Annotated in this window: 20 protein-coding genes; 16 read left to right on the plus strand and 4 right to left on the minus strand. The window is 37.1% G+C overall.

The window, feature by feature from the left end; all coding sequences use genetic code 11:
• Nucleotides 1-97: 97 nt before the first annotated feature.
• Together JEM49_RS02515 and JEM49_RS02520 are read right to left on the minus strand one after the other, a co-directional pair.
• Nucleotides 98-3,115, minus strand: a complete 3,018-nt coding sequence (locus tag JEM49_RS02515) for a TIM-barrel domain-containing protein (protein WP_201873481.1) — start codon at nt 3,113-3,115, stop codon at nt 98-100.
• 476 nt (nt 3,116-3,591) lie between these two features.
• Entirely contained in the window at nt 3,592-4,068 is a 477-nt protein-coding gene (locus tag JEM49_RS02520) for a nucleoside 2-deoxyribosyltransferase (protein ID WP_025005587.1), read from the minus strand.
• Nucleotides 4,069-4,184: 116 nt separating this feature from the next.
• On the opposite strand from JEM49_RS02520, the gene JEM49_RS02525 reads away from it, so the two are divergent.
• Nucleotides 4,185-4,682 carry a PTS sugar transporter subunit IIA gene (locus tag JEM49_RS02525; protein ID WP_098044013.1) on the plus strand — a complete coding sequence of 166 codons (498 nt, stop codon included), beginning with the start codon at nt 4,185-4,187 and terminating at the stop codon, nt 4,680-4,682.
• A 19-nt stretch (nt 4,683-4,701) separates the two neighbouring features.
• Here the strand turns inward: JEM49_RS02525 and JEM49_RS02530 are convergent, their stop codons facing one another.
• A complete protein-coding gene (locus JEM49_RS02530) occupies nt 4,702-5,505 on the minus strand; it encodes a tyrosine-protein phosphatase (protein WP_201873483.1) in 804 nt (267 codons plus the stop codon).
• A 151-nt stretch (nt 5,506-5,656) separates the two neighbouring features.
• On the opposite strand from JEM49_RS02530, the gene JEM49_RS02535 reads away from it, so the two are divergent.
• The 5 genes from JEM49_RS02535 to phnE (JEM49_RS02555) all read left to right on the plus strand — a co-directional run bounded on the left by JEM49_RS02535 (nt 5,657) and on the right by phnE (JEM49_RS02555) (nt 9,827).
• Nucleotides 5,657-6,148, plus strand: a complete 492-nt coding sequence (locus JEM49_RS02535; protein ID WP_025005584.1) for a universal stress protein — start codon at nt 5,657-5,659, stop codon at nt 6,146-6,148.
• A 336-nt stretch (nt 6,149-6,484) separates the two neighbouring features.
• Nucleotides 6,485-7,420: a phosphate/phosphite/phosphonate ABC transporter substrate-binding protein gene (locus tag JEM49_RS02540; protein WP_025005583.1), complete on the plus strand. Its 936-nt coding sequence runs from the start codon at nt 6,485-6,487 to the stop codon at nt 7,418-7,420.
• 30 nt (nt 7,421-7,450) lie between these two features.
• Nucleotides 7,451-8,224, plus strand: coding sequence for a phosphonate ABC transporter ATP-binding protein (gene phnC / locus JEM49_RS02545; protein ID WP_025005582.1), 774 nt, complete (start codon nt 7,451-7,453; stop codon nt 8,222-8,224).
• Nucleotides 8,224-9,015, plus strand: coding sequence for a phosphonate ABC transporter, permease protein PhnE (phnE, locus tag JEM49_RS02550; RefSeq protein ID WP_005721698.1), 792 nt, complete (start codon nt 8,224-8,226; stop codon nt 9,013-9,015). Before phnC ends, phnE (JEM49_RS02550) begins: the two co-directional genes overlap by 1 nt.
• On the plus strand, nt 9,015-9,827 hold the full coding sequence (gene phnE, locus JEM49_RS02555; protein ID WP_098044011.1) for a phosphonate ABC transporter, permease protein PhnE: 813 nt from the start codon (nt 9,015-9,017) through the stop codon (nt 9,825-9,827). Before phnE (JEM49_RS02550) ends, phnE (JEM49_RS02555) begins: the two co-directional genes overlap by 1 nt.
• Before the next feature lie 46 nt (nt 9,828-9,873).
• Here phnE (JEM49_RS02555) and JEM49_RS02560 read toward each other — a convergent pair whose 3' ends face one another.
• Nucleotides 9,874-10,446: a DNA-3-methyladenine glycosylase I gene (locus JEM49_RS02560; RefSeq protein ID WP_087363984.1), complete on the minus strand. Its 573-nt coding sequence runs from the start codon at nt 10,444-10,446 to the stop codon at nt 9,874-9,876.
• Between the two features lie 154 nt (nt 10,447-10,600).
• Here JEM49_RS02560 and JEM49_RS02565 point away from each other — a divergent pair, with 154 nt between their 5' ends.
• From JEM49_RS02565 to JEM49_RS10650, 10 genes are all read left to right on the plus strand, one after another.
• On the plus strand, nt 10,601-11,086 hold the full coding sequence (locus JEM49_RS02565; protein ID WP_087236019.1) for a hypothetical protein: 486 nt from the start codon (nt 10,601-10,603) through the stop codon (nt 11,084-11,086).
• A 52-nt stretch (nt 11,087-11,138) separates the two neighbouring features.
• On the plus strand, nt 11,139-12,536 hold the full coding sequence (locus tag JEM49_RS02570) for a metallophosphoesterase family protein (protein ID WP_201873485.1): 1,398 nt from the start codon (nt 11,139-11,141) through the stop codon (nt 12,534-12,536).
• 115 nt (nt 12,537-12,651) lie between these two features.
• Nucleotides 12,652-14,601, plus strand: a complete 1,950-nt coding sequence (gene asnB / locus JEM49_RS02575) for an asparagine synthase (glutamine-hydrolyzing) (RefSeq protein WP_087236015.1) — start codon at nt 12,652-12,654, stop codon at nt 14,599-14,601.
• Between the two features lie 22 nt (nt 14,602-14,623).
• Nucleotides 14,624-15,907 (plus strand): carboxylate--amine ligase, encoded by a 1,284-nt coding sequence (locus tag JEM49_RS02580; protein ID WP_025005576.1) that lies wholly within the window; start codon nt 14,624-14,626, stop codon nt 15,905-15,907.
• A 101-nt stretch (nt 15,908-16,008) separates the two neighbouring features.
• Complete coding sequence (locus JEM49_RS02585; RefSeq protein ID WP_201873493.1) at nt 16,009-16,224, plus strand: hypothetical protein; 216 nt, start codon at nt 16,009-16,011, stop codon at nt 16,222-16,224.
• A gap of 249 nt (nt 16,225-16,473) precedes the next feature.
• Nucleotides 16,474-18,678, plus strand: a complete 2,205-nt coding sequence (nrdD, locus tag JEM49_RS02590; RefSeq protein WP_201873496.1) for an anaerobic ribonucleoside-triphosphate reductase — start codon at nt 16,474-16,476, stop codon at nt 18,676-18,678.
• Nucleotides 18,678-19,391, plus strand: coding sequence for an anaerobic ribonucleoside-triphosphate reductase activating protein (nrdG, locus tag JEM49_RS02595; protein ID WP_201873499.1), 714 nt, complete (start codon nt 18,678-18,680; stop codon nt 19,389-19,391). Before nrdD ends, nrdG begins: the two co-directional genes overlap by 1 nt.
• A 53-nt stretch (nt 19,392-19,444) precedes the next feature.
• Nucleotides 19,445-20,014 carry an iron-sulfur cluster assembly protein gene (locus JEM49_RS02600; RefSeq protein ID WP_025005573.1) on the plus strand — a complete coding sequence of 190 codons (570 nt, stop codon included), beginning with the start codon at nt 19,445-19,447 and terminating at the stop codon, nt 20,012-20,014.
• Entirely contained in the window at nt 20,007-21,203 is a 1,197-nt protein-coding gene (locus tag JEM49_RS02605; RefSeq protein ID WP_201873500.1) for a DUF438 domain-containing protein, read from the plus strand. The genes JEM49_RS02600 and JEM49_RS02605 overlap by 8 nt, the downstream gene beginning before the upstream one ends.
• Nucleotides 21,204-21,258: 55 nt before the next feature.
• The gene (locus tag JEM49_RS10650; protein WP_274609058.1) at nt 21,259-21,393 is read left to right on the plus strand and encodes a hypothetical protein; all 135 of its coding nucleotides are present in this window, start codon (nt 21,259-21,261) and stop codon (nt 21,391-21,393) included.
• Nucleotides 21,394-21,439: the final 46 nt, after the last annotated feature.

The raw sequence follows: 21,439 nt of genomic DNA on the forward strand, positions 1-21,439 counted from the left end.
ACGATAAATTTCTATTTTTTGTTCTTTATTAAATTTAGACATAGTAAAAGACCTAAAAGTGTCTCACTTTTAGGTCTCACTTCAGAGCTCTTTTTGCTTAATCATTATTCTTTTTTTCTTTAAAGAAGATAACCTCTTCAGCTGCAACAATCGGACCAGATGATTTGTAAACTCTGATTCTCATTGCCTTAGCTTCGACGTCTCTTAAACCAACAACCTTATTCTTGCTGTCAGATTTCCAAGTAAGTCGTTCGCCATATGGTTTAAAGTTAGTACCATCAACAGAAGTTTCTACGCTGACTTCAATAGGATCACCTTGATGATCAATCTTTCTTGGAACCCAAACCATTCTGCTTAAGTGTTCCAATTGATTAAACTTGAAGGTTAATTCAAGCGGTTGATCTTCACTGACGCCATTAACAGTTTCCCATTCACTAGCGAGTTTAAGATCAGTCAAATACTTCAAAGGATGATCTTTTTGACTAGTCATGTTACTAGTAGTTTGAATATCTCTGATGGCAAAATTCATTGGATCTGGTTTAGTGATTGCACCAAATGGATCTGACCATTCAGAAACTTTGTTTTTAGCAACATAACGCAAACGCATACTGTAACGAGTATTAGGAGCCAATCCATGGAAGGTAAATGAGCTACCATCGATACCATCATGCAAAATGCCATTAACTTCAATTTGAACTTGATCAGTCAATTGTGGCCAAACTACTGTTAGTGAATGTGAGCTGATCTTTTCTGGATCAACTGCTGGCTGCTTAGGTGAACGCAATAATGAATCAGTGATTGCGTGTACTAAAGTCTCATTACCATACTTGAAGTTACGAATAATAATTTCAATCTTGGAATCAGTAATGTCGCGCTTAGCTAACTTGATTTGCAAAGCGGTTTGCTTCTTTTCTTGATATTGATCAAATTCAGGCAACCAGCTGTAATTTGTATTAAAAAAGAATCCTTCCTTAGCATGAGCGAATGTATCGACTGTGCCATATTCTTGCATGTCGATGACTTGATCATTAATTTTAACGGTTAAGCCATCAGGATAACCATCGCACATGATGTTCAAATTAGTGGTATTTTCTGTTTGGAAGGTATTGAAGTCACCTTGAGTTGGATCAATCGTAATCTTGAGTTTGCTTGCTTCAAGTTCACTAGTAATTTGTGTAGCAACATGGTTTCTTGAATAATCGTTGTAACCATTATCGTCATAGGTAACCATCTTGCTGCGACCTTGTGGGTAAAGAACGTAGTTGCGTTCGCCCAAATCAAAGATAGAGCCGCCACGAACAAAGACTGGTAAATGCCAAGATGGATATGAAAGTTTATTATAAACTCGACCACCTAAATACTTCTTGCCGTCAAACAGGTCAATCCACATCGTACGGTGGTTTGGTAAATAAAGATTATCTTTTCTAGAATTACCATTACCGTCTTCTCGGCCATTAACAATTGGTGAAATGAGCAAGTTAGGCCCAAGCATAAATTCATGGCTAACTTGTGGGGTGTAATTGACTTGTTCATGTGGGAATTCCAAGAATAAAGGCCGCATGATTGGTTCACCAACTTGAGCACGATAGATCAATGTGTACATGTAAGTTTGCAATTGTTCACGCAATTGCAAGTAAGCACGATTGATTTGCGTCATCTTATTGTTATATGCAAATGGAGTTTTACTGAATTTGCCTTGGTCATCAAGACTGAAGAGTAGTGGTGTAAAAGTCTTCCATTCAAAATCACGAATACTAATTTGAGCATTACCACCGCCAGCGGTTCCATCTACGGCACTACCAATTAAAGGTTGGCCAGATAGACTAGCACATAGGAAGCCAGCAACTTGAGTTGGAATATTTTCCCAGTTGCCTCCAATATCACCAAAGGCGAGCATCGTTCTATTTTGACTACCGGCAATTCCTGTATTTGAAAAAATGAGAGGTCTTTTACGCTTAAGATTATCACGTAAAATTAAAGCATCATTTTTCAAAATTTTTGGATCGCTGGTGTTAGTTTGAATAAACGTAGTATCTGGAGTTGCCTTCGGCGTTTGATTTTCACTCCAAAGGCCAGCATTAACATCTCTACTTGTAGCATAATCACTGAAGCTAGTCATTGCTTCCGCATTGATATCTTGTACTTGATAGTTAGGAACAATCCAGCTTAGTTTGAAATGCTCTTTTTGGTAACGATCAACCATTGCACGAGCGGAGAATTGATATTCTTCTTCTCCATTCAATGAGGCCTTACCGTTAGCGTCTTCAGGATTGGAAGTCCTAGTGTAATAGTTGCCATCTTCGAACATGGTAGCATTACGTTCTTTAGCTTCCCCCGGCTGCCACATTGTAGTCAAAAAGTTTCCTACGTGACCCAGACCCAAAGCATATTTAGGTGGCATTAATGGTTTACCCGTCAAAAGGTAATACTTAGCCAAAATATCTTTAGGTGAGTTGCCTAATAAATAAAATGTATCAAATAACTTACTATTGTGAGTTAAGATTGCGGCATCATGATTGGTTTTACCAAAATCATAGCTACCAGTAGTTTCAGTATTTCTTAATTCACCAAAACCGGAGTTAGCCCAGAAAAATGGTACTTGGGTTAAAACTCCGCCTTTACCCGTAATGTGGTCGCGTTCGATTTGAATGACTTGACCTTTATGACTAAAGTAGCCGTTCTGCATCCCACCACCAAAGTAAAATTCATTTTTGTGTTGTTTTAGAATTTCTGTTGTTTGGTTGCTGCTTAGTTCAAGTGGACTAAGTTGAGATAAACGACTACGGTGTAAAGTCTCGTCAAAAATAGTCATCACCGCAGGTTTTTGTTGAAAAATCAATTGGTAATTACCAGTTTGAATGATTAAAGAATCACTTGTGGCCTTGGCTTTAGATTTTTCAAAGTAACTATTATTAAATTGAGACAGGTCAACGAAAGAAGAATGATTTTCGTCGAATTCCTTAGCTGGATCAAGGAAATAGCGGAATATTCCGTCAGCTAAAATATAAAGACGAGCAACTTCTCCAGTGGAATAATGAAGTTCATAATAATGATCACGTTTATTTGCACCGATGAGTTGACCTAATTGATGTCTTTCTATTTGATTTTGTGTCATATTGCTTTCTTCCTAATAAAACTTGTTACCATATATTATAGCGAAAAAATCTTAACTTTTTGTGCAATTATGCTAAAAGGCCAATAGTCAATCAAAATTTAATTTCTAATTTTAATGTAAGCGCTTTTACTTTTGAGAAAAATGTGCTATATTATGAGTGTAAAGAAATTAAGAAATAAAAGAAAAAAGGAAAGGTGAGTCCAATGACATAGTTAGTGTAGTTAGTCAGATATAAAGAAAGGCTTGTGATACCAATGGGCATTGAAGGCTAAACAACAACTTAGTAATAAAATGATATAGCCAAGTGATATATGATTTACATAAGTGACTCGGACTTCCATATGAAGTGGGTATAGAATAATAATTTTTTGGAAAATCGCTTGGAATATATTTATTTAGGAAAGATAATTTATACATGACGAATAATATTAAAAAATGACCTATCGCAGTTTTTAAGCGATAGGTCATTTAGTTTGCTAATATACAGCACCATCGTAGAAGTTGTAACGAGGCTTGTTAAAGTCGAAGTCTTTCAATTCGCTAATCTTAATAGCGTTGTCGCAGACGCCCCAGCTCATTAAGTTGATTGGCTTGCCGTAATCTTCGTCAGGAATAACTAATAAAATGTATTTACCTTGAGATAAAGCGTAGCCAAGTTCCATACCTAAGCCAACGTCTTCTTCTTCTGGCAAATATACGCCAAGCATGATATCAGAAGTCTTAATTCCTACTAGGTCGTTGTTGTAGGTTGCAGAAGCCCATTCAATATCGTGTAAGTATTCTGGGTGTTCATCAACGCGAATACCCTTGTATTGATTATCAAGAGGTATGTAGCTATTTTCTAAATCAACTGTTGGATTTTCTTTTAAAGCTGCCATAGCTTCTTGGTAAGCCTTGTTTTGCTTTTCGTTGAACCAACCGGCACCAAAATATAAAGTCTTTTTCTTTTCCATAATTTTCACCCTCATAAAAATTGCTGATGAATTAACTTTAACATCTTTTCAATTGAAAAAAACGTCTTGTTAACTTACGCTAAAAATAGTAATTCCATAATAGAGGGTAAAATTCAATGACCAATACTGAAAATCTTTTTGCTTCAGATGCAGTTTTTGTGTCTGATCAATTAAAGCAGGACTTAGTTTTAAAAGAAGTTTATGATAAATTGCTTGAGCGAGGCTATGTGAAAGGTAACTTCTTATCACATATTGTTGAACGTGAACACAATTTTCCTACCGGTTTAGATACTAAAACGTTAGGTCAAAATATTCCTAATATTGCAGTGCCGCACACGGAAGGTGAGTTTGTAAATACGCGTTTGATTGTGCCAGTAGCACTTAAACAACCGGTTCTTTTTCATAATATGATTAAGTCTGAAGAAACATTAGAAGTAAAATTCTTGTTTATGCTTTTGGACAATGATCCTGATGGACAGGCTAAGTTGTTAGCTAGCGTAATGGATTTCTTGGCTGATACTCCGGCTAATGAATTGCGGGAAGTATTTAATTTTACCGATCCGCAAGCGATTTATGCATTTTTAAAGCAAAAATTTATGAAAAAAGAAGACTAGAATTTTCTAGCCTTCTTTTTTAGTCTTCAAGGTAAATTTCACGTAATTTCATAATGTCTGCGCTAGAGAGCTTCATAACATCACGTAAATAGTTATTGATACTGCCGTATTTGTCATTCAATACCTTAATGGCATGATCAAGATATTCAGGACGGACACTTTGAATGTCTCGAATTGATTGAAGAACGTTTTCGTTACGACCGTTTTGACGTGCATGTTCAACCATGCTGTCAACGAAGTCCTTGGTAGTAATGTTAGTTAAAAGGTAATCTTTTTTGATAGTGCTAAACGGTACACCCAAAGCACTTAAAATTAGCATTGCACCAAAGCCGGTTCTGTCTTTACCAGCAGTACAGTGGAAGATGACGCTTTCGTTTTCGCCATCATTTTTGAGCAAGACTTCAAAAAGTTTACGATATGCATTTTGAGCAGATTCACTTTCGATCATGTCTTCATAAGCATAGTGCATGTGATCAAAACCGAAGTCAGCATCGTTAGCGGCTTGCTTATTCAAATCGTTTAGACTCTTAGATGAATTGGTTAAGTCTTCGCTAAAGACGGGATCATAAATGTATTCAACACCGTCTGGAACGCGATCAGATTGATTATCCACTTCTTCTTTACTTCTAAAGTCAACGTCATATTTTACGCCGTAATCAGTTAAGAACTGCTTGTCAAATGGTGATAGATCAGCCAAATTACCAGTTCTAAGAAGTTTATGCATCTTGATTTTTTTGCCAGATAAAGTTTCATAACCTCCAAGTTCACGGAAGTTGCGGCCACTGGTTACACCGATTAATTGATTAATTAATTTTTGGGTCAAAAAAATGCTCCTTTCTGTAATTAAATGTTGTCATGCATATTATTTTAGCAACAAATATGAGCCTAAACAATTATTTAGAAAAGTAATAGCTTACAAAATTATGTTAAAATAAACATTAAGAATAAAGCAATCGGATAGGAGATGAAGAAAAGTGGCAACAGATAAAGAAAGTATTTTAGTTCCAGTTGATGGTTCGGAATCAGCAGAAAGAGCTTTTGATAAGGCTGTTCGAGTTGGTTTACGTGATGGTGCTCACGTTGATGTATTGAACGTTATCGATACTCGTCAATTTATGGGTGAAATGCAAGACACTTTGATTTCTGGCGATACTATTTACCAAATGACTCAAGACTCTGAAGAATATTTGAAGAGTTTGAAGAAATGGGCTCATGATAACTTTAACTTTGATGATGTAGATTACCATATTCGTTATGGTAGTCCTAAGCGTATTATTTCTTACGACTTCATCAAAGACCACCATAATGACTTAATCGTTATGGGTGCAACAGGTCTTAATGCAGTTGAAAGAATGTTGATGGGTTCAGTTACTGAATACGTTAACCAACATGCTTTAGCTGATGTATTGATTGTTAAGACTGATATGGCTAACAACCCAGTTAAACCAACAATGAAGAAGAACTAATTAAATAGTGTTAATAGCTAGATGAACATAAATTCATCTAGCTATTTTTTAATGAAAAGTTTCCTAAAAAGGCTTGATAGAACCCGAATATTTTTGGTATTATTTTAACAAATGAACGTAGAGCTGCTGAAGGGAGTGGATGAGTTTTGCTTAAGGATGTAAATAAATTTATTGTTATCGGCAAGTCTTCCGCTTTTGGAGACGTTTTTTCTGTTCGTTTTACTAATATCTGTGCTATTAATCAGGCTTAATTATTGATCGTTTTTGTCGCCCCGTAATTAAGTCTTTTTTTATGGCGTTGTTTGTTTTATCACTATTTTGTTCATGGAGGACAATATGAAAAGATTTAGAAGAATCTTGGTAGCAGTAGTTGCATTACTTGTTGCGGTAGTTGCAACTGCATGTTCAAGCAAGAGTAGTAGTTCATCTAACAAAGAAAACTACACTCCAAAGTCATTAACTATTCAATTTGTACCAAGTCAAGCTGCAACTAAGTTGCAAGCCCGTGCAAAGCCTCTTGAAAAGATGCTTTCAAAGAGATTGGGTATCCCAGTTCACGTTTCTATGTCAACTGACTACAACACCGTTGTGGAAGCTATGAAATCAAAGAAAGTTGATGTAGGTTTCCTTCCACCAGATGGTTATGTTTTAGCTCACAAGCAAGGCGCAGCTGATTTGCTTTTGCAAGCTGAACGTTACGGTGTTAAGCAACCAGGTGGTAAAGCAACTAACCAATTAGTAAAGAGCTATCGTGCAGAAATCCTTGTTAAGAAGGGTTCAAAGATCAAGAACTGGAAAGACTTAAAGGGTAAGTCAATTTCAGTTCAAAACCCAACTTCATCAGCTGGATACGTATTCCCAGTTGCTGAACTTAAGCAAAAGGGTTTGGACGTAACTAAGAGTTGTAAGTTAGTTACTGTTACTGGTCACGACCAAGCTGTTTTGAACGTATTAAACGGCGATACTGATGCAGCCTTCGTCTTTGAAGATGCACGTAACATCGTTAAGAAGGACAACCCAAAGATCATGAGTCAAGTTGTTCCAATTTACTTTACTAAGCCAATTCCTAACGACACTATCTCAGTAATTCCAAGTATGTCTAAGTCATTCCGTAAGAAGCTTGCTAAGGCATTCATCGCTGTAGGTAAGTCAAAGGAAGGTAAGAAAGTTATCGAAAGCGTATATAGCCACGAAGGTTACGCATACGCAAAAGATAGTGACTTCAACGTTATCCGTAAATACGACAAGATCGTTGAATCAACTAAGAAATAATAAATTTAATTAAGGGAGTTTGACGATTAAATGGCAGATAAGCCAATGATCCAATTAAAAGATGTTTCCAAGATCTACGACAATGGTACTGTAGGTTTAAAGGACATCAACTTAACTATTAATAAAGGTGAATTCGTAGTAGTTGTTGGTTTGTCTGGCGCTGGTAAGTCAACTTTGCTACGTTCAATCAATCGTTTGCATGATATTACTTCAGGCGATATTTTGATTGACGGCAAATCAATTACAAGTGCTAAAGGCAAGAATTTGCGTAAATTACGTCGCGATATCGGAATGATTTTCCAGAACTTTAACTTGGTTAAGCGTTCTAGTGTTTTGCGCAATGTTTTGGTAGGCCGCGTAGCTTACTACCCAACTTGGAAGACTACTTTTAACTTATTCGATAAAGAAGATAAACAAAAGGCTTATGAAGCTTTACAACAAGTTGATTTGGCCGATAAAGTTTATGCACGTGCTGACGAGTTATCAGGTGGTCAACAACAACGTGTAGCTATTGCACGTGTGCTTATGCAAAATCCAAAGATCATCTTGGCTGATGAACCAACTGCATCACTTGATCCACAGACTTCAGTGAGAGTCATGAATGACTTGAAGATGCTTAATGAAAAATACGGCATGACCGTAGTTGCTAACTTGCACAGTATCGAACTTGCACAACAATTTGGTGAAAGAGTAATCGGTATCCGTGCTGGTCAAGTAGTTTACGATGGCAAGATGAAAGATACTCCTAAGTCTGTCTTCACTAATATTTACAACGGTGGTAACGGCAGCGAGGAGGATGAATAATGCCTGAACAAGTAAATCAATTGCCTAAGCGTAAGTTCAAAGTAATGAACTTGGTTTGGACAATCATCATGATTGCAGGACTATTTATTTCAATCAATGTTACTAACACGCACATTAGTGTCTTGTTTGAAAACTGGAACCAATTTGCTGACATCTTTATTCAAATGTCTCATCCAGATTGGAGCTACTTGAACGTTGTTTGGCCTAAGTTGATTGAAACCATCAAGATGGCTGTCTTGGGTACGGTAATTGGATCTGTTGTCGCATTTATCTACTCATTATTGATTGCCCGTAACATCGTTAAGAACAAGGCTGTGACTGGCATTCTTCGTGTGATCATGAACATTGTCAGAACCATTCCTGACTTGCTTCTTGGTGCGATCTTCGTAGCTATCGTAGGTATCGGTCCAGTTGCTGGTATCTTGGCTTTAGCAGTCTTCACCTTTGGTGTGGTTGTTAAGTTGTTCTACGAAGCAATCGAAACAATTGATCCAGGTCCAATTGAAGCTTTGACTGCCGTAGGTGCAAACAAATTGCAAATTATCCATTACGCAGTTATGCCACAAATTATCACTTACTTCATTTCATATGTTCTATATGCATTTGAAATCAACGTCAGAGCATCAACAGTCCTTGGTTATATCGGTGCCGGTGGTATTGGTTTGAACTTGCAACAAACTTTGCAGGTCTTCAATTATGCTCAAACTGGTACGATCATCATCGTTATTATCGTAGTTGTTGTCTTGATCGACTACGTTTCATCTAAGTCACGGGAGGCGTTAATGAAATAATGGATACTACAATAAAAAAATTACCCGCTAAACCCGTTGACCGTAAGAAACAAGTTGCACATTGGCTAATTGCAATTGCCACTATCGTAATTATTGTTTGGTCATGTACTGGTATTAACTTCGGTGGTATTAAAGCCACTGCTGGTCAAATTGCCGGTGCAATCTTCTCAGGTATTTTCCATCCTGACTGGAGCTATGTTTACAATGGCTCAGGTGAAGACTTGATCTCACAATTGTGGCAAACCATTTGTATCGCTTTCTTAGGTACATTCATTTCCGCAATTATTTCATTGCCATTTGCCTTCTGGGCAGCCCATACCAAGCACAAGCATTGGTACACTTCAAGAATCGGTAAAATTGTTTTGGCAATTATCCGTTCATTCCCTGAAATTGTTCTTGCTTTGATGTTCATCAAGGCCGTGGGTCCTGGTTCTGCAGCCGGTGTTTTGGCATTAGGTTTCCACTCAGTTGGTATGCTTGCCAAGTTGTTCTCAGAAGCTATTGAAAACTTGGAAGAAGGGCCAAACGAAGCTGTTATTGCAGCCGGTGGTTCTAAGTTCCACGTAATCATGTTTTCAACTATGCCTAACTTGATGCCAGCTTTGATTTCTAACACTTTGTATCGTTTTGATGTTTCAATTCGTTCCGCATCTATCCTTGGTTTGGTAGGTGCCGGTGGTATCGGTTATCCATTGATCATTGCTTTGCAATATCGTCAATGGGACCGTGTAGGTATCATTTTGCTTGGTATCATCATTATGGTTGTTATCATTGACTGGATCTCAGGTTGGATCAGAAAGAAGTTAGTTTAATTTTTAATTCCTATGAAAAAGAGAAGACAAACGTCTTCTCTTTTTTTCATCCATTATTTTTGAAGTAACAATCTTCAAGATGGTCATTAATTAAGCCAATTCCTTGGAGGTAAGAATAGATAATTACAGGACCTACGAAAAAGAAACCATCTTTTTTCATTTGCTTGGCAATCTGCTTTGCAATGTCGTTAGTGGTAGGAACTTCGTCAATGGTATCGGGATGATGCACAATTGGTGAAGGGATAAAACTTTGCAAATATTTGGCGAAACTGCCATATTCTTGCTTAACTACTAGGATCGCCTTAGCATTTTTGATTGCGGCATTGATTTTGATGTGATTACGGATGATGCCTTTGTCCTGCATCAGCAGGCCTACGTCATAATCGGTCATTTGAGCAACTTTTTCTACATCGAATTCCTTAAAAGCTTTTCTGAAGTTCTCGCGTTTGTGCAAAATTGTGGACCAACTGAGCCCTGATTGAAAAAGTTCAAGTACCAGCATTTCATATAAATATTGATCATCTAAATTTAATTTGCCCCATTCATGATCATGGTAGTTTCTCACTGTTTCGTCTTTTACATCGCCCCAAGGGCAGCGTAATATTCTAGTTTCATTCATGAAATTTTCTCCTTTAAAATAATATTTTTACTCTCTAATATTTATTACGCAAAAAAAGTGGATTTTTTTCTAAGAAATTTTATTTTTAAGTTTGAAATGCAGGCTTTAATCCCTTTTTTTGCTATAATTAGGGGTGAATTTTGAGGAGGATCATATGGAAAAATTAGATACCATGATGTTGGCTGATGATTTAGCCTTATCACAAGACAAGATTTTGAATGGTGAACAAGACTTTGACGCTGAAGCTGTCTATAAAGTAATTGATAACTTGGACGTTTTGAATAATCCTATTAAAGATTACTTTGATATGACCGAAGAAGAATACTACGAAGCAGAAAGCGATCATAAATTAACTTTGATCAAAATGGCTGATAAGTTAACTGATTTACATGACCGTATCTTAACTAACCACGTTGATGGTTATGTTGATAAGGATGAAATTAATTTAACTTACAACCACGAAAATCCATATGAAGATGATTTGTATGATCCAGCCACTGATTATCGAGTTATCGTTTACAGTTTAAAGGTTATTGGCGCAGTTCAAGCAATTGCTGCCAAGGATTTACAAGAAGTATTGTCTAAAGATGCTGTTTTGTCAGTAGGACTTGCTGCTTATGCTTTAGCACACAACGCATAAATTATTTGAGTCGGGTCGCGAGAGCCGGCTTTTTTTGTCTTTGGGGCGAAAAATGAAGCTATTGAAACATACTAAAGGAATAGTTGATAAGATCGTAGGAGCAAGAAAGCGTTCAGCCATGGATAAAGATGGCGAGTTACTAGATCCTATGCAAAAATATACCACTATTGGTGAATATCATGTTGATGCAGAAGATGGTACACCAGATGGTAAGAAATTTGTGCTAACTGTTTATCAAGATAAGGATGGAATACTGCGTCAGGCACTTAGCTCCGAAAGTACAACTGAACTAGCGCCTGAATATATTCGTAAGTATAGTAATGAATTAGGGCGTTTTAGAGCATTTCATAGTAAAAAAACGGGCCGTCGCTACTTGGTAGAAGACTATCTTGATAATTATGTAAGCGAAGTAAAAAAGCATATTCGTGAAGGTAAGAATTCAGTCAATATCGGAGTAATCACCGATACTCATTTTAAAGATAAAGATAGTGTGGATTTCTACGGCTGGAACGGCTTGCAACATGTGCAAGAGTTTGCTTATTTAGAAAAGTTTGGCTTGCTTGATTTAAAGGCACACCTCGGCGATTGGATTGATGGCTCTGATGCCGGTTTAATCGGTGAAAGTGAACTTATTAAATTAAAGGATTCATTTAAATCAGATAAAGTACCATATCTAAATATTAAGGGAAATCACGATGAAAATGATAAATTTGATGAGCATCATGATCTTAAAGCATCGTTCCCTGAAAATGAATTTGAAAATATTATGTGGCCCGACATGTATCGTCAAAAGGGCATCCATTATGTTTCTCGTCAGCATGGCGTAGCTTATTTTGATATTGATGATGTTCGGGTAGTGTCTGTTAATACTTCTGACCTTCCTTATATTTTAGATAATAAAGGTCACAAACGTTACGATACTAAAATTACTCTGGCAGTGCGGGAAGATCAGATCGAAGAAATTATTGAAATTCTTACTAAGTCTTCCAATAAAAAGATCATCTTCATGAGTCATGCTAATCCAATTAATCGAAAGGGTTCAAACGCATTGAAATATAATGGACGTTCTTTGCATGAATTATTAGTTGCCTTTAACCAATGCGAAAAGGGACGGATGCATGCCAGTGATGGTGAACCCGCTGAATTTCGTTTATCTAACTACTTTGATTTTACTAAAGTGAAAAATGCTCGTGTTGTAGCTTATTTCTGCGGACATCGTCACCGTGAAGATCAATATCGCATTAATGGTATTCAATATATTTTATTCAATTGCTCAGCCTTAATGGGACCAAATCATTCGTTAACGACTAAATATAATAAGAATTTGAACCGTAAAATTGATCATAATAATGAATTTGCGGGCTATATTGTGAATGTTGATTTGAAGCGTCATCGGATTCAGTCGTTTGGTTATGGTGCAGCTTCAAGAAGACGCGTTTACTTTATTTGATTAAAGAATGGTAAAGCCATTTGGCTATTACAAGTCTTTAGCTTATAATAAGAAAGTTAACGTGAAAAAATAACTAGATATAATTTTAGAGAGATTAACTTAGGGGAATTTGACTATGTGCGGAATTGTCGCATTTTATGATCCAAAAATAAATGAAAAACAAGCTGTCATTGGTAAGATGATGGCGACGATCAAGCACCGTGGACCTAGTTCCGACGGTTATTACACTAATGATGAAGTTGCACTTGGCTTTAGAAGATTGTCAATTATCGATCTTCGAGGCGGAAGTCAACCAATTTATAATGAAGATAAAACTAGAGCCATTATTTTTAATGGTGAAATTTACAACTTTAAACCACTTAGAGAAGAATTAATTAAAGCTGGACACGTTTTTTCAACTAAGGCAGATACTGAAGTTCTTCTTCATGGATATGAAGAATGGGGCATGGATGGCCTGCTTAAGCGTGTACGCGGAATGTTTGCTTTCCTTATCTGGGATGACAACAACAAAACTCTTTATGGTGCTCGTGATTTCTTTGGTATCAAGCCAATGTATTACAGCAACCAAAACGGTCACTTGCTTGTTGGTTCAGAACTGAAGAGCTTCTTGGAATTTCCAAAGTTTAAGCGCGAATTAAACGTTGAAGCCGTTAAGCCATATTTAATGAACCAATATAATGACCTTGAAGAAACTTTCTTTAAAGGTGTTTACCGCTTCCCAGCTGGTCACTGGTTCGAATATAAAGATGGTGAAATGAAGACTCACCAATACTGGGACGCTGAATATAAGGAAAATAGCTTAAGCTTTGAAGAAACTTTAAAGAGAATCAACGATGACTTGAAAGAAACTGTTGATTTATACAGAAACGCCGATGTTAAAGTTGGTGCGTTCTTATCTGAAGGTGTTGACTCTTCATACTTAACTACTTTGCTTAACCCAGATGATGTTTTCTCAGTCAGCTTTGATGATTCAACTTACGATGAAGCTTCAAAGGCTAAGGCTTTGGCAGATATCAATCACTGGACTTTCTTTAGTGACAAGGTAGACGCTGATGAAGCTATGCGTGACTTCCCAGAAATGCAATATCACATGGATGAACCTGATGCCAACCCATCAATCATTCCGCTTTGGTACTTGTGTAAGTTAGCGCGTAAGCATGTTACTGTTGCTCTTTCTGGTGAAGGTGCTGACGAATTGTTTGCTGGTTATGTCAACTACGGAATGCATACTCATAATGACATCATTAAGGTCTTTACTAGCGAATTAAAGAAATTGCCTAAGAAGAAGCAAGTTAAGTTAGCTCATAAGATTAAGAAGATGCCTAACTTCCCAGGTAAGGTTCACATGTATACTAATTTAGCTGAGCCAAGTGAATTTTACGTAGGTCAATCAGTCATCTATGATATGGATTACCCAACTATCTTTACTTCTAAGGATGCTAATAGTATTTTGCAGCCAACTTACCGCAATAAGTTGACCGTTAATGGCATTTATCAAAAGGACTTCAAGAAGGTTAAGGATATTGATAACGTTAAGCAAATGCAATACATTGATTTGCACCACTTTATGCTTAATGATATTGAACAAAAAGCTGACAAGATCTCAATGGCCCACTCACTTGAAGTTCGTGTACCGTATCTTGATAAGAAGATTGCAGAGCTTGCCAACTCTATTCCAACTAAGTACTTAGTTAACCGTCACGATACTAAGTATGCTTTGCGTAAGGCTTCAGAAAAAGTTTTGCCAGATGAATGGGCAAAACGTCCAAAGCTTGGTTTCCCAACGCCAATCAAACAATGGCTTAAGGAACCACGTTTTTACAAGCAAGTTCGTGCTCTGTTTGAAGAAGAATTTGTTAACGATATTTTTGATCAAAAGAAGATCATTAAATTGCTCGATGACAACTACGAAGGGGACGGCTCACACAGACGTCAAATCTGGGCTATCTACACCTTCCTTGTTTGGTACAAGTTGTTCTTTGTTGATTACGAAAATACTGTTAAGAAATACCAACATGTTCAACCTGAAGTTGCAAAATTAATTTCACAAGGCAAATTACTATAATTTAGGGGTTTAATTTAGGATAATGACTAAAAAATTTACACCAATTTTACTTGGTAGTGACATTAATGTTTATGGTATGGCTCGTTCGTTTAATGAAGCCTATGGTATCAAGGTTAAAGCTTTGGCTGATGTTCAACTTGCCGCAACGCGCTATTCCAGCATTGTCGATGTTGAATTGCATCATGGTTTTAGTAGTGATCCGACTTTCATGGATGTAATGCACAAGAAGATGGAAGAATACAAGAGTCACGAAGAACCAGTTATTTTGATCGCTTGTGGTGACGGTTATGCGGAACTTTTGGCTAAGCACAAGGAAGAATTGAGTAAAGTCTTCATCGTTCCTTATATTGATTATGACTTGCTTGAAGTTTTAATTTCAAAGGAAGGCTTCTACAAGACTGCTGAAGAATATGGCTTGCCATATCCTAAGACTAAGATCATTACCATGGATGACTATAAGTCTGAAAAGTATTTAGACGTACCATTCGATTTCCCTGTAGAACTTAAGCCAGAGGATCCTGTTTCATGGCTTAAATGTCAATTTGAAGGTCGTAAGAAGACTTTTGCCATTCAAGATAAGGATGAATTCAAGGATATCGTTACTAAGATTTATACTCACGGATACAAAGCTGATCTTATTTTGCAAGACTTTATCCCGGGTGATGACTCTAACATGCGTACCTTGAATGCTTATGTAGATAAGAATCATCAAGTGAAGATGATGTGTTTAGGTCACCCACTTTTGGAAGATCCAACGCCACAGTCAATTGGCAACTACATGGCTATCTTGCCAGAATACAATGAAAAGTTGTATGAACAGGTTCAACAATTCCTTGAAAAGTTGAACTATACTGGTATGGCTAACTTTGATATCAAGTACGATCCAAGAGACGGCGAATTCAAATTCTTTGAAATTAACTTACGTCAGGGTCGTTCTAGCTTCTACGTAACCTTGAATGGCTACAATTTAGCTAAATGGTACATTGATGATTATGTAGAAGATGCCTTGAAGGATAAGGAAACTGTTTACGGTAACAAACTTGAATCTAAGTACAAGTTATGGTTGGGTGTACCAAAGAAGATCTTCAATGAATATGCCTTTGAAAATGAATATAAAGAAAAGGCCGATGAATTAATTCGTGAAGGTCGTTATGGCACTACTGTTTTCTATGATAAGGACAAGAGCTTTAAGCGTTGGCTATTGATGAAGTACATGTTCCATAACTATTACAAGCGCTACAAGACTTATTACGAAGTTAATAAGGGCAAAATCTTTAAAGAAGAAAATGAAAAATTAGATAAATAATGATAATTAAGGCCATCGAAGTTGTTTCGGTGGCTTTTTTGTCTGTCATGGCCTTACAATGAACGTGAACAGAACAGAGTATTTTGAAAAGGGGGATTCTGATGGATGAAAAATCAAATAAAACAGCTCCAAAATCAGATTTAGAAAAAACTGATTTGAAGCAAGTATTAACTAAATTGAAAGTTGATCCTAAAACTGGTTTGCCGTTAGTGATCCAGCACAACTGCAAACAATTATGTTCTTGCTACTTTGGCTGGTTAGTTCCAAGAATTTTGCTTTGGATGATCTGTGAGGTTTGGATTTACAACATTGCTTAGATGTTCGTCTTGAATGTCATCAGAATATTGATTGAAAAAGCTCAAGCTAAAAAATAAATAAAGATTAATATTATTTGAGGGATGAAGCAATTTGATTTGCTTCATCTTTTTTTGAAATTATTTTTGCATGAATTATTCCCTTTAACACGCTATTTTGTCTAATACAAGATATACTCATCTATATTTGAACAGAATACAAGATGTTGTACCTATGGTATGATTTAGATACGAGATTTTGGAGTGATAATTATGCTTAAAAGAGAATTTGACTATCAAAAAGAAACTGAATTAAACTTGCCAACGACCTTCATTAAGCGTGATGGGGCGAAATATCCATTTGAAATTTTTAAATTAAAAATGGTCTTGCACAGTATTGGCTTGGATGATGAAGCAGATGCTGTGATTGAAAAGATTGCAGCTAAATTAACTACCACTACTGTGAAGGCTGAAGATGTAGCTCATGCTTTTAAAGAGAGTCTGCATGAATTAGGCTACCTGGATGAAGCAAAGGCTTACGTAGATTATCGTAAGCAAGACGAGAAGAATTGGCTCAAGCAGACTGATACTCGTGCTAGATTAGAGCGCATGGTGCATGGCGATCCTACGATCGTTAACGAAAATGCCAACAAAGATAGTGAAGTTTTCAGCACTCAGCGTGATTTAACTGCGGGTACGGTGGGAAAGACCGTTGGTTTGACTATGATGCCGCAGCACATTGCTAAAGCTCACTTGCGCGGTGATATTCACTGGCATGATTTAGATTACACGCCTCTTTCACCAATGACTAACTGCTGCTTAATCGATTTTAAGGACATGTTGACTAACGGTTTTAAGATCGGTAATGCCTATATGACTAGTCCTAATTCAATTAATGTAGCAACACACCAAGTTACCCAAATTATTACCAACGTGGCTTCTAGTCAGTATGGTGGTTGTTCATTTGATCGTGCTGATGAAGTTCTTGCACCATTTGCGGAAAAGAATTATCGCAAGCACTTAAAGGATGCGGCTGAATTTATTGATGATCCTGAAAAGGTAGAGCAATATGCCAGAAAGCAAACCAAGAAGGACATCTATGATGCGATGCAAGGTCTTGAATATGAAATCAATACCATGTTCTCTAGTCAAGGACAAACTCCATTTACAACTTTAGGCTTTGGTCTTGGTACTTCTTGGATTGAAAAAGAAATTCAAAAAGATATTTTGAGAATTCGAATTAAAGGTTTAGGTAGAGAAAGAAGAACAGCTATCTTCCCTAAGCTAGTGTTCACCATCAAAAAGGGTTTGAATCTTCATCCTGGCGATCCTAATTATTATGTCAAAGAATTGGCTATTCAATGTTCTACTAAGAGAATGTACCCAGATGTCTTGATGTACGACACGATTAAAAAAATCACCGGTTCATTCAAGGCACCGATGGGTTGTCGTTCATTCTTGCAAGGCTGGAAAGATGAAAACGGTCATGAGGTAAACTCAGGTAGAATGAACCTCGGTGTAGTAACCGTGAACTTGCCTAGAATTGCGATGGAAAGTCATGGCGATAAAGAACTTTTCTGGAAGATCTTTGATACACGTATGCGGACCTGTCATCAAGCACTCGCTTTTAAGGGTCGTCGCGCTATTCAAGCTAAGCCAGAAAATGCTCCAATCATGTATCAATATGGTGTATTTGGTAAACGACTTAAGCCCGGTGATGATGTCAACCAACTCTTCAAGAATGGTCGTGCTACTATTTCATTAGGCTACATTGGTTTGTACGAGGTGGGGACTGTCTTCTACGGTCCTGATTGGGAACACAATGAAGAAGCGCATGATTTTACTATTGAAATTGTTAAACGCATGCACGACTTGTGTGCTAAATGGGAAAAAGAAGATCCGTACCACTGGCACTACAGTTTATATTCAACTCCTAGTGAAAGTTTAACTGATCGTTTCTGCCGTCTTGATACGGAAAAATTTGGCAAAATCAAAGATATTACAGACAAGGAATACTACACTAATTCATTCCACTATGATGTCAGAAAACACCCAACACCTTTTGAAAAGTTAACCTTCGAAGCACCATATCCATATTATGCAGCTGGTGGCTTTATCCATTATTGCGAATATCCTAACTTGAAGCAAAATCCGGCAGCTCTAGAAGCTGTTTGGGATTGGGCTTACGACAAGGTAGGATATCTCGGAACCAACACACCAATTGATAAATGCTACAAGTGTGGTTTTGCCGGTGAATTTGAATCTACGGCTAAAGGCTTTCAATGTCCTAAGTGCGGTAACCATGATCCTGCAACTTGTGATTGTGTTAAGAGAACCTGTGGCTACTTGGGTAACCCATTGAAGAGACCGATGGTTCACGGCCGTCACGAAGAAATTATTCACCGTGTAAAACATATGGATTTTGGCATGGAAGATAGCTTGGCTACTGAAGAAGAAGTTAAGAATGGTGAATACTAATGCCTGAAAAAGATAAAAATCCACAAGAAGGGCCTGACATTCGCAGCAACTTAATCAAGGTTAATATGGGTGGCGATACCATGTTTGTCGATCCAGACCAATATAAACCGCAGATTGAGCATCAAAAAAAGCTAAAAAGATTGCATCGTAAGCCTAAGAACCCTAAGCCGGGTGAATGGTTATCAAAGGATTATTCTAAGCATAAAGTAGCTGATTATAAGCCCTTTAACTTTGTCGATGGTGAAGGCGTCCGCTGTAGTCTATATGTTTCAGGTTGTTTGTTTGATTGCCCTGGTTGTTACAATCTAGCAGCACAAAACTTTAATTATGGTTTCCCATATACTCAAGAATTGGAAGACAGAATTATCAATGATTTGTCTCAGTCCTACGTGCAAGGCTTAACCTTGTTGGGCGGCGAACCTTTCCTGAATACTGATGTTTGTCTAAGAATTATTAATCGTATTAGAAAAGAATTTGGTCATAAAAAAGATATTTGGTCTTGGTCAGGTTATACTTGGGACGAATTGCAAAAAGAGACGCCTGATAAAAAAGAAATGCTTTCGAAGATCGATATTTTAGTCGACGGTCGTTTTATGAATGATTTAAAGGATTTAACCTTGCAGTTCAGAGGTTCTAGTAATCAGCGCATCATTGATGTGCCTAAATCGATGAAGGCAGGCAAGGTAGTAATCTGGGATAAATTACAGCGATAAAGTAGAATAAAGTCTGGAAGATTTTCCAGACTTTTTTGCTAGATAGGAAAAAGATGAAAGAAGAAAATATAAAACAAGTAGATCAAATTATGACGGCATTGACTAAGGTAATTGATCCAGAATTACAGGTTGATGTAGTTAATTTGGGCCTGATTTACAGTATTGATATTGAAAAAGAAAAAGCCACTATCAAGATGACTTTGACTATTATGGGTTGTCCACTGTCTGATTATTTGCAAAATAGCATTCAAAATGCAGTTTTGCAGGTTGATGGCATTAGTAAATGTGATATTCGGCTAGTTTGGTATCCTGTGTGGTCACCTGAACGCATGTCAGAGGCGGCAAAAGAGCAGCTGGGGATGCAGGAGAAAAAGAAGGCTGAGTCTCAAAATGAAGCTAAGATAATCGACTTTAATTTACCAATTAAAAAGATGGCGGATAAATATCCGGATTTTGTTCAGATTATGTATGATTGTGGTTTTACTCGAATTAAGATTCCAGGTTTGCTTAATACGGTAGGTAGAGTAATGACGATTCCGCTTGGAGCTCAAGCCATGAAAATTGATTTGGCGAAGGTAAAAAAAGCGTTTGAAGAAAAAGGGTATAAGGTAATCAATGACTGATAAAAAAAGACAAGATGCGATTTTAAAGATTTTGCATTATATTCAAAATGGCGGTGATTTTAAAACGGCCAAGGAAATGTTTCAAAAAGAGTTTGATCAAGTGGACGTGGCTGAGATTACGGCAGCTGAACGGGAATTGATCAAGCAAGGGTTGAATCCAGCAGATATTCAGTATTTGTGTAATGTCCATGCGGATGTGTTCAAGGGCAATATTAAGCAAAATGAAGAAAATCCTGATTTTGCGATTCCTGGACATCCCGTTCATACGATTAAACTGGAAAACATGGTAATTAAATCTTTGATCAATGACGCACTTTTGCCAGATTTAGCTAAATATGGGCAGGGAAAAGACACTTTGAAGAAAATTAGGCAAGAATTGAAGGATCTGGCGACGATCGATAAGCATTATCGCAGAAAGGAGACTTCACTTTTTCCGCTTATGAATAAGTATGGCATCACAGCTCCACCGGAAGTAATGTGGGGTGTGGATGATGATATTCGCGCATTGATTAGGGATGCACAGAAGGTCGCTAACCAAGATCAGGTGAAGATAGATGAGTTAGACCAAGTAATTAAAAAAGCCAGCCACGAAGTCTTAGAAATGATCTTTAAGGAAGAAGAGATCATGATTCCGATGATTGATGAAGTCGCAAATCAAGAAGATTGGTACAATGTCAAAAATGAGGAAAAGCAGATTGGCTATACTTTGATTCGTGAGCCGATGAATTGGCAGCCTCAGCTTCCTAAAAATAGTGCAGGTCCAGTTGATGTTAAAAATTTGAGTTCATTCTTTATCAACTTCAAGGAAGGTGCGCTTAATTTAGAGCAATTGAATGCAATCTTGGATCTATTGCCATTTGCTTTAACTTTTATTGATGAAAATGACAAGGTAGCCTATTTTGGCGGTGGTGCCGCAATTTATCCGCATTCTAAAAATGCGATTGGCAATTCAGTTTTCTCCTGTCATACGGCTAAGAGTCGGCCGTTGATTGAGAAGATTTTTAAAGCTTTTCATGAAGGCAAGCGTGATGAAATCGAATATTGGTTTACTCCTAAAAAGATGGGGAGAACATTGTATTTGCGCTATTATGCTGTGCACGATGAAAATGGAAAGTATTTGGGATGCTTGGAAGTTGCAGAAGATATTACTAAGATTCAAAATTTAAAAGGCGAAAAGAAAAAGTTGTAGAAGGTTAAATTAGAATATACTTTTTCATAATATGATCAAGAAAGAGCTAAATAAATTGGTAGAAGAAATGCGTTTTTTTAAATATAAGCCTAAAGATAATCACGAATTATTTACAGGGTGGAAAGATGATGGAATTCGTGATCATGAGATAGATTGGGGAGAACCAAAGGGTAAGGAATTACCGTGGTGAGTTAGCATTGATAATTAATCCATCATATTTCAAGAGTGGTCTTGTC

It is taken from the genome of Lactobacillus sp. A27 (assembly GCF_016742815.1).
Lineage (GTDB): Bacteria > Bacillota > Bacilli > Lactobacillales > Lactobacillaceae > Lactobacillus > Lactobacillus gallinarum.

Bases quoted from the DNA above. Each gene is read 5' to 3' on its own strand.
- JEM49_RS02515 (WP_201873481.1), bottom strand. From the start codon at position 3,115: ATGACACAAAATCAAATAGAAAGACATCAATTAGGTCAACTCATCGGT.
- JEM49_RS02520 (WP_025005587.1), bottom strand. From the start codon at position 4,068: ATGGAAAAGAAAAAGACTTTATATTTTGGTGCCGGTTGGTTCAACGAA.
- JEM49_RS02525 (WP_098044013.1), top strand. From the start codon at position 4,185: ATGACCAATACTGAAAATCTTTTTGCTTCAGATGCAGTTTTTGTGTCT.
- JEM49_RS02540 (WP_025005583.1), top strand. From the start codon at position 6,485: ATGAAAAGATTTAGAAGAATCTTGGTAGCAGTAGTTGCATTACTTGTT.
- phnC (WP_025005582.1), top strand. From the start codon at position 7,451: ATGGCAGATAAGCCAATGATCCAATTAAAAGATGTTTCCAAGATCTAC.
- phnE (WP_005721698.1), top strand. From the start codon at position 8,224: ATGCCTGAACAAGTAAATCAATTGCCTAAGCGTAAGTTCAAAGTAATG.
- phnE (WP_098044011.1), top strand. From the start codon at position 9,015: ATGGATACTACAATAAAAAAATTACCCGCTAAACCCGTTGACCGTAAG.
- JEM49_RS02560 (WP_087363984.1), bottom strand. From the start codon at position 10,446: ATGAATGAAACTAGAATATTACGCTGCCCTTGGGGCGATGTAAAAGAC.
- JEM49_RS02565 (WP_087236019.1), top strand. From the start codon at position 10,601: ATGGAAAAATTAGATACCATGATGTTGGCTGATGATTTAGCCTTATCA.
- JEM49_RS02570 (WP_201873485.1), top strand. From the start codon at position 11,139: ATGAAGCTATTGAAACATACTAAAGGAATAGTTGATAAGATCGTAGGA.
- asnB (WP_087236015.1), top strand. From the start codon at position 12,652: ATGTGCGGAATTGTCGCATTTTATGATCCAAAAATAAATGAAAAACAA.
- JEM49_RS02580 (WP_025005576.1), top strand. From the start codon at position 14,624: ATGACTAAAAAATTTACACCAATTTTACTTGGTAGTGACATTAATGTT.
- JEM49_RS02585 (WP_201873493.1), top strand. From the start codon at position 16,009: ATGGATGAAAAATCAAATAAAACAGCTCCAAAATCAGATTTAGAAAAA.
- nrdD (WP_201873496.1), top strand. From the start codon at position 16,474: ATGCTTAAAAGAGAATTTGACTATCAAAAAGAAACTGAATTAAACTTG.
- nrdG (WP_201873499.1), top strand. From the start codon at position 18,678: ATGCCTGAAAAAGATAAAAATCCACAAGAAGGGCCTGACATTCGCAGC.
- JEM49_RS02600 (WP_025005573.1), top strand. From the start codon at position 19,445: ATGAAAGAAGAAAATATAAAACAAGTAGATCAAATTATGACGGCATTG.
- JEM49_RS02605 (WP_201873500.1), top strand. From the start codon at position 20,007: ATGACTGATAAAAAAAGACAAGATGCGATTTTAAAGATTTTGCATTAT.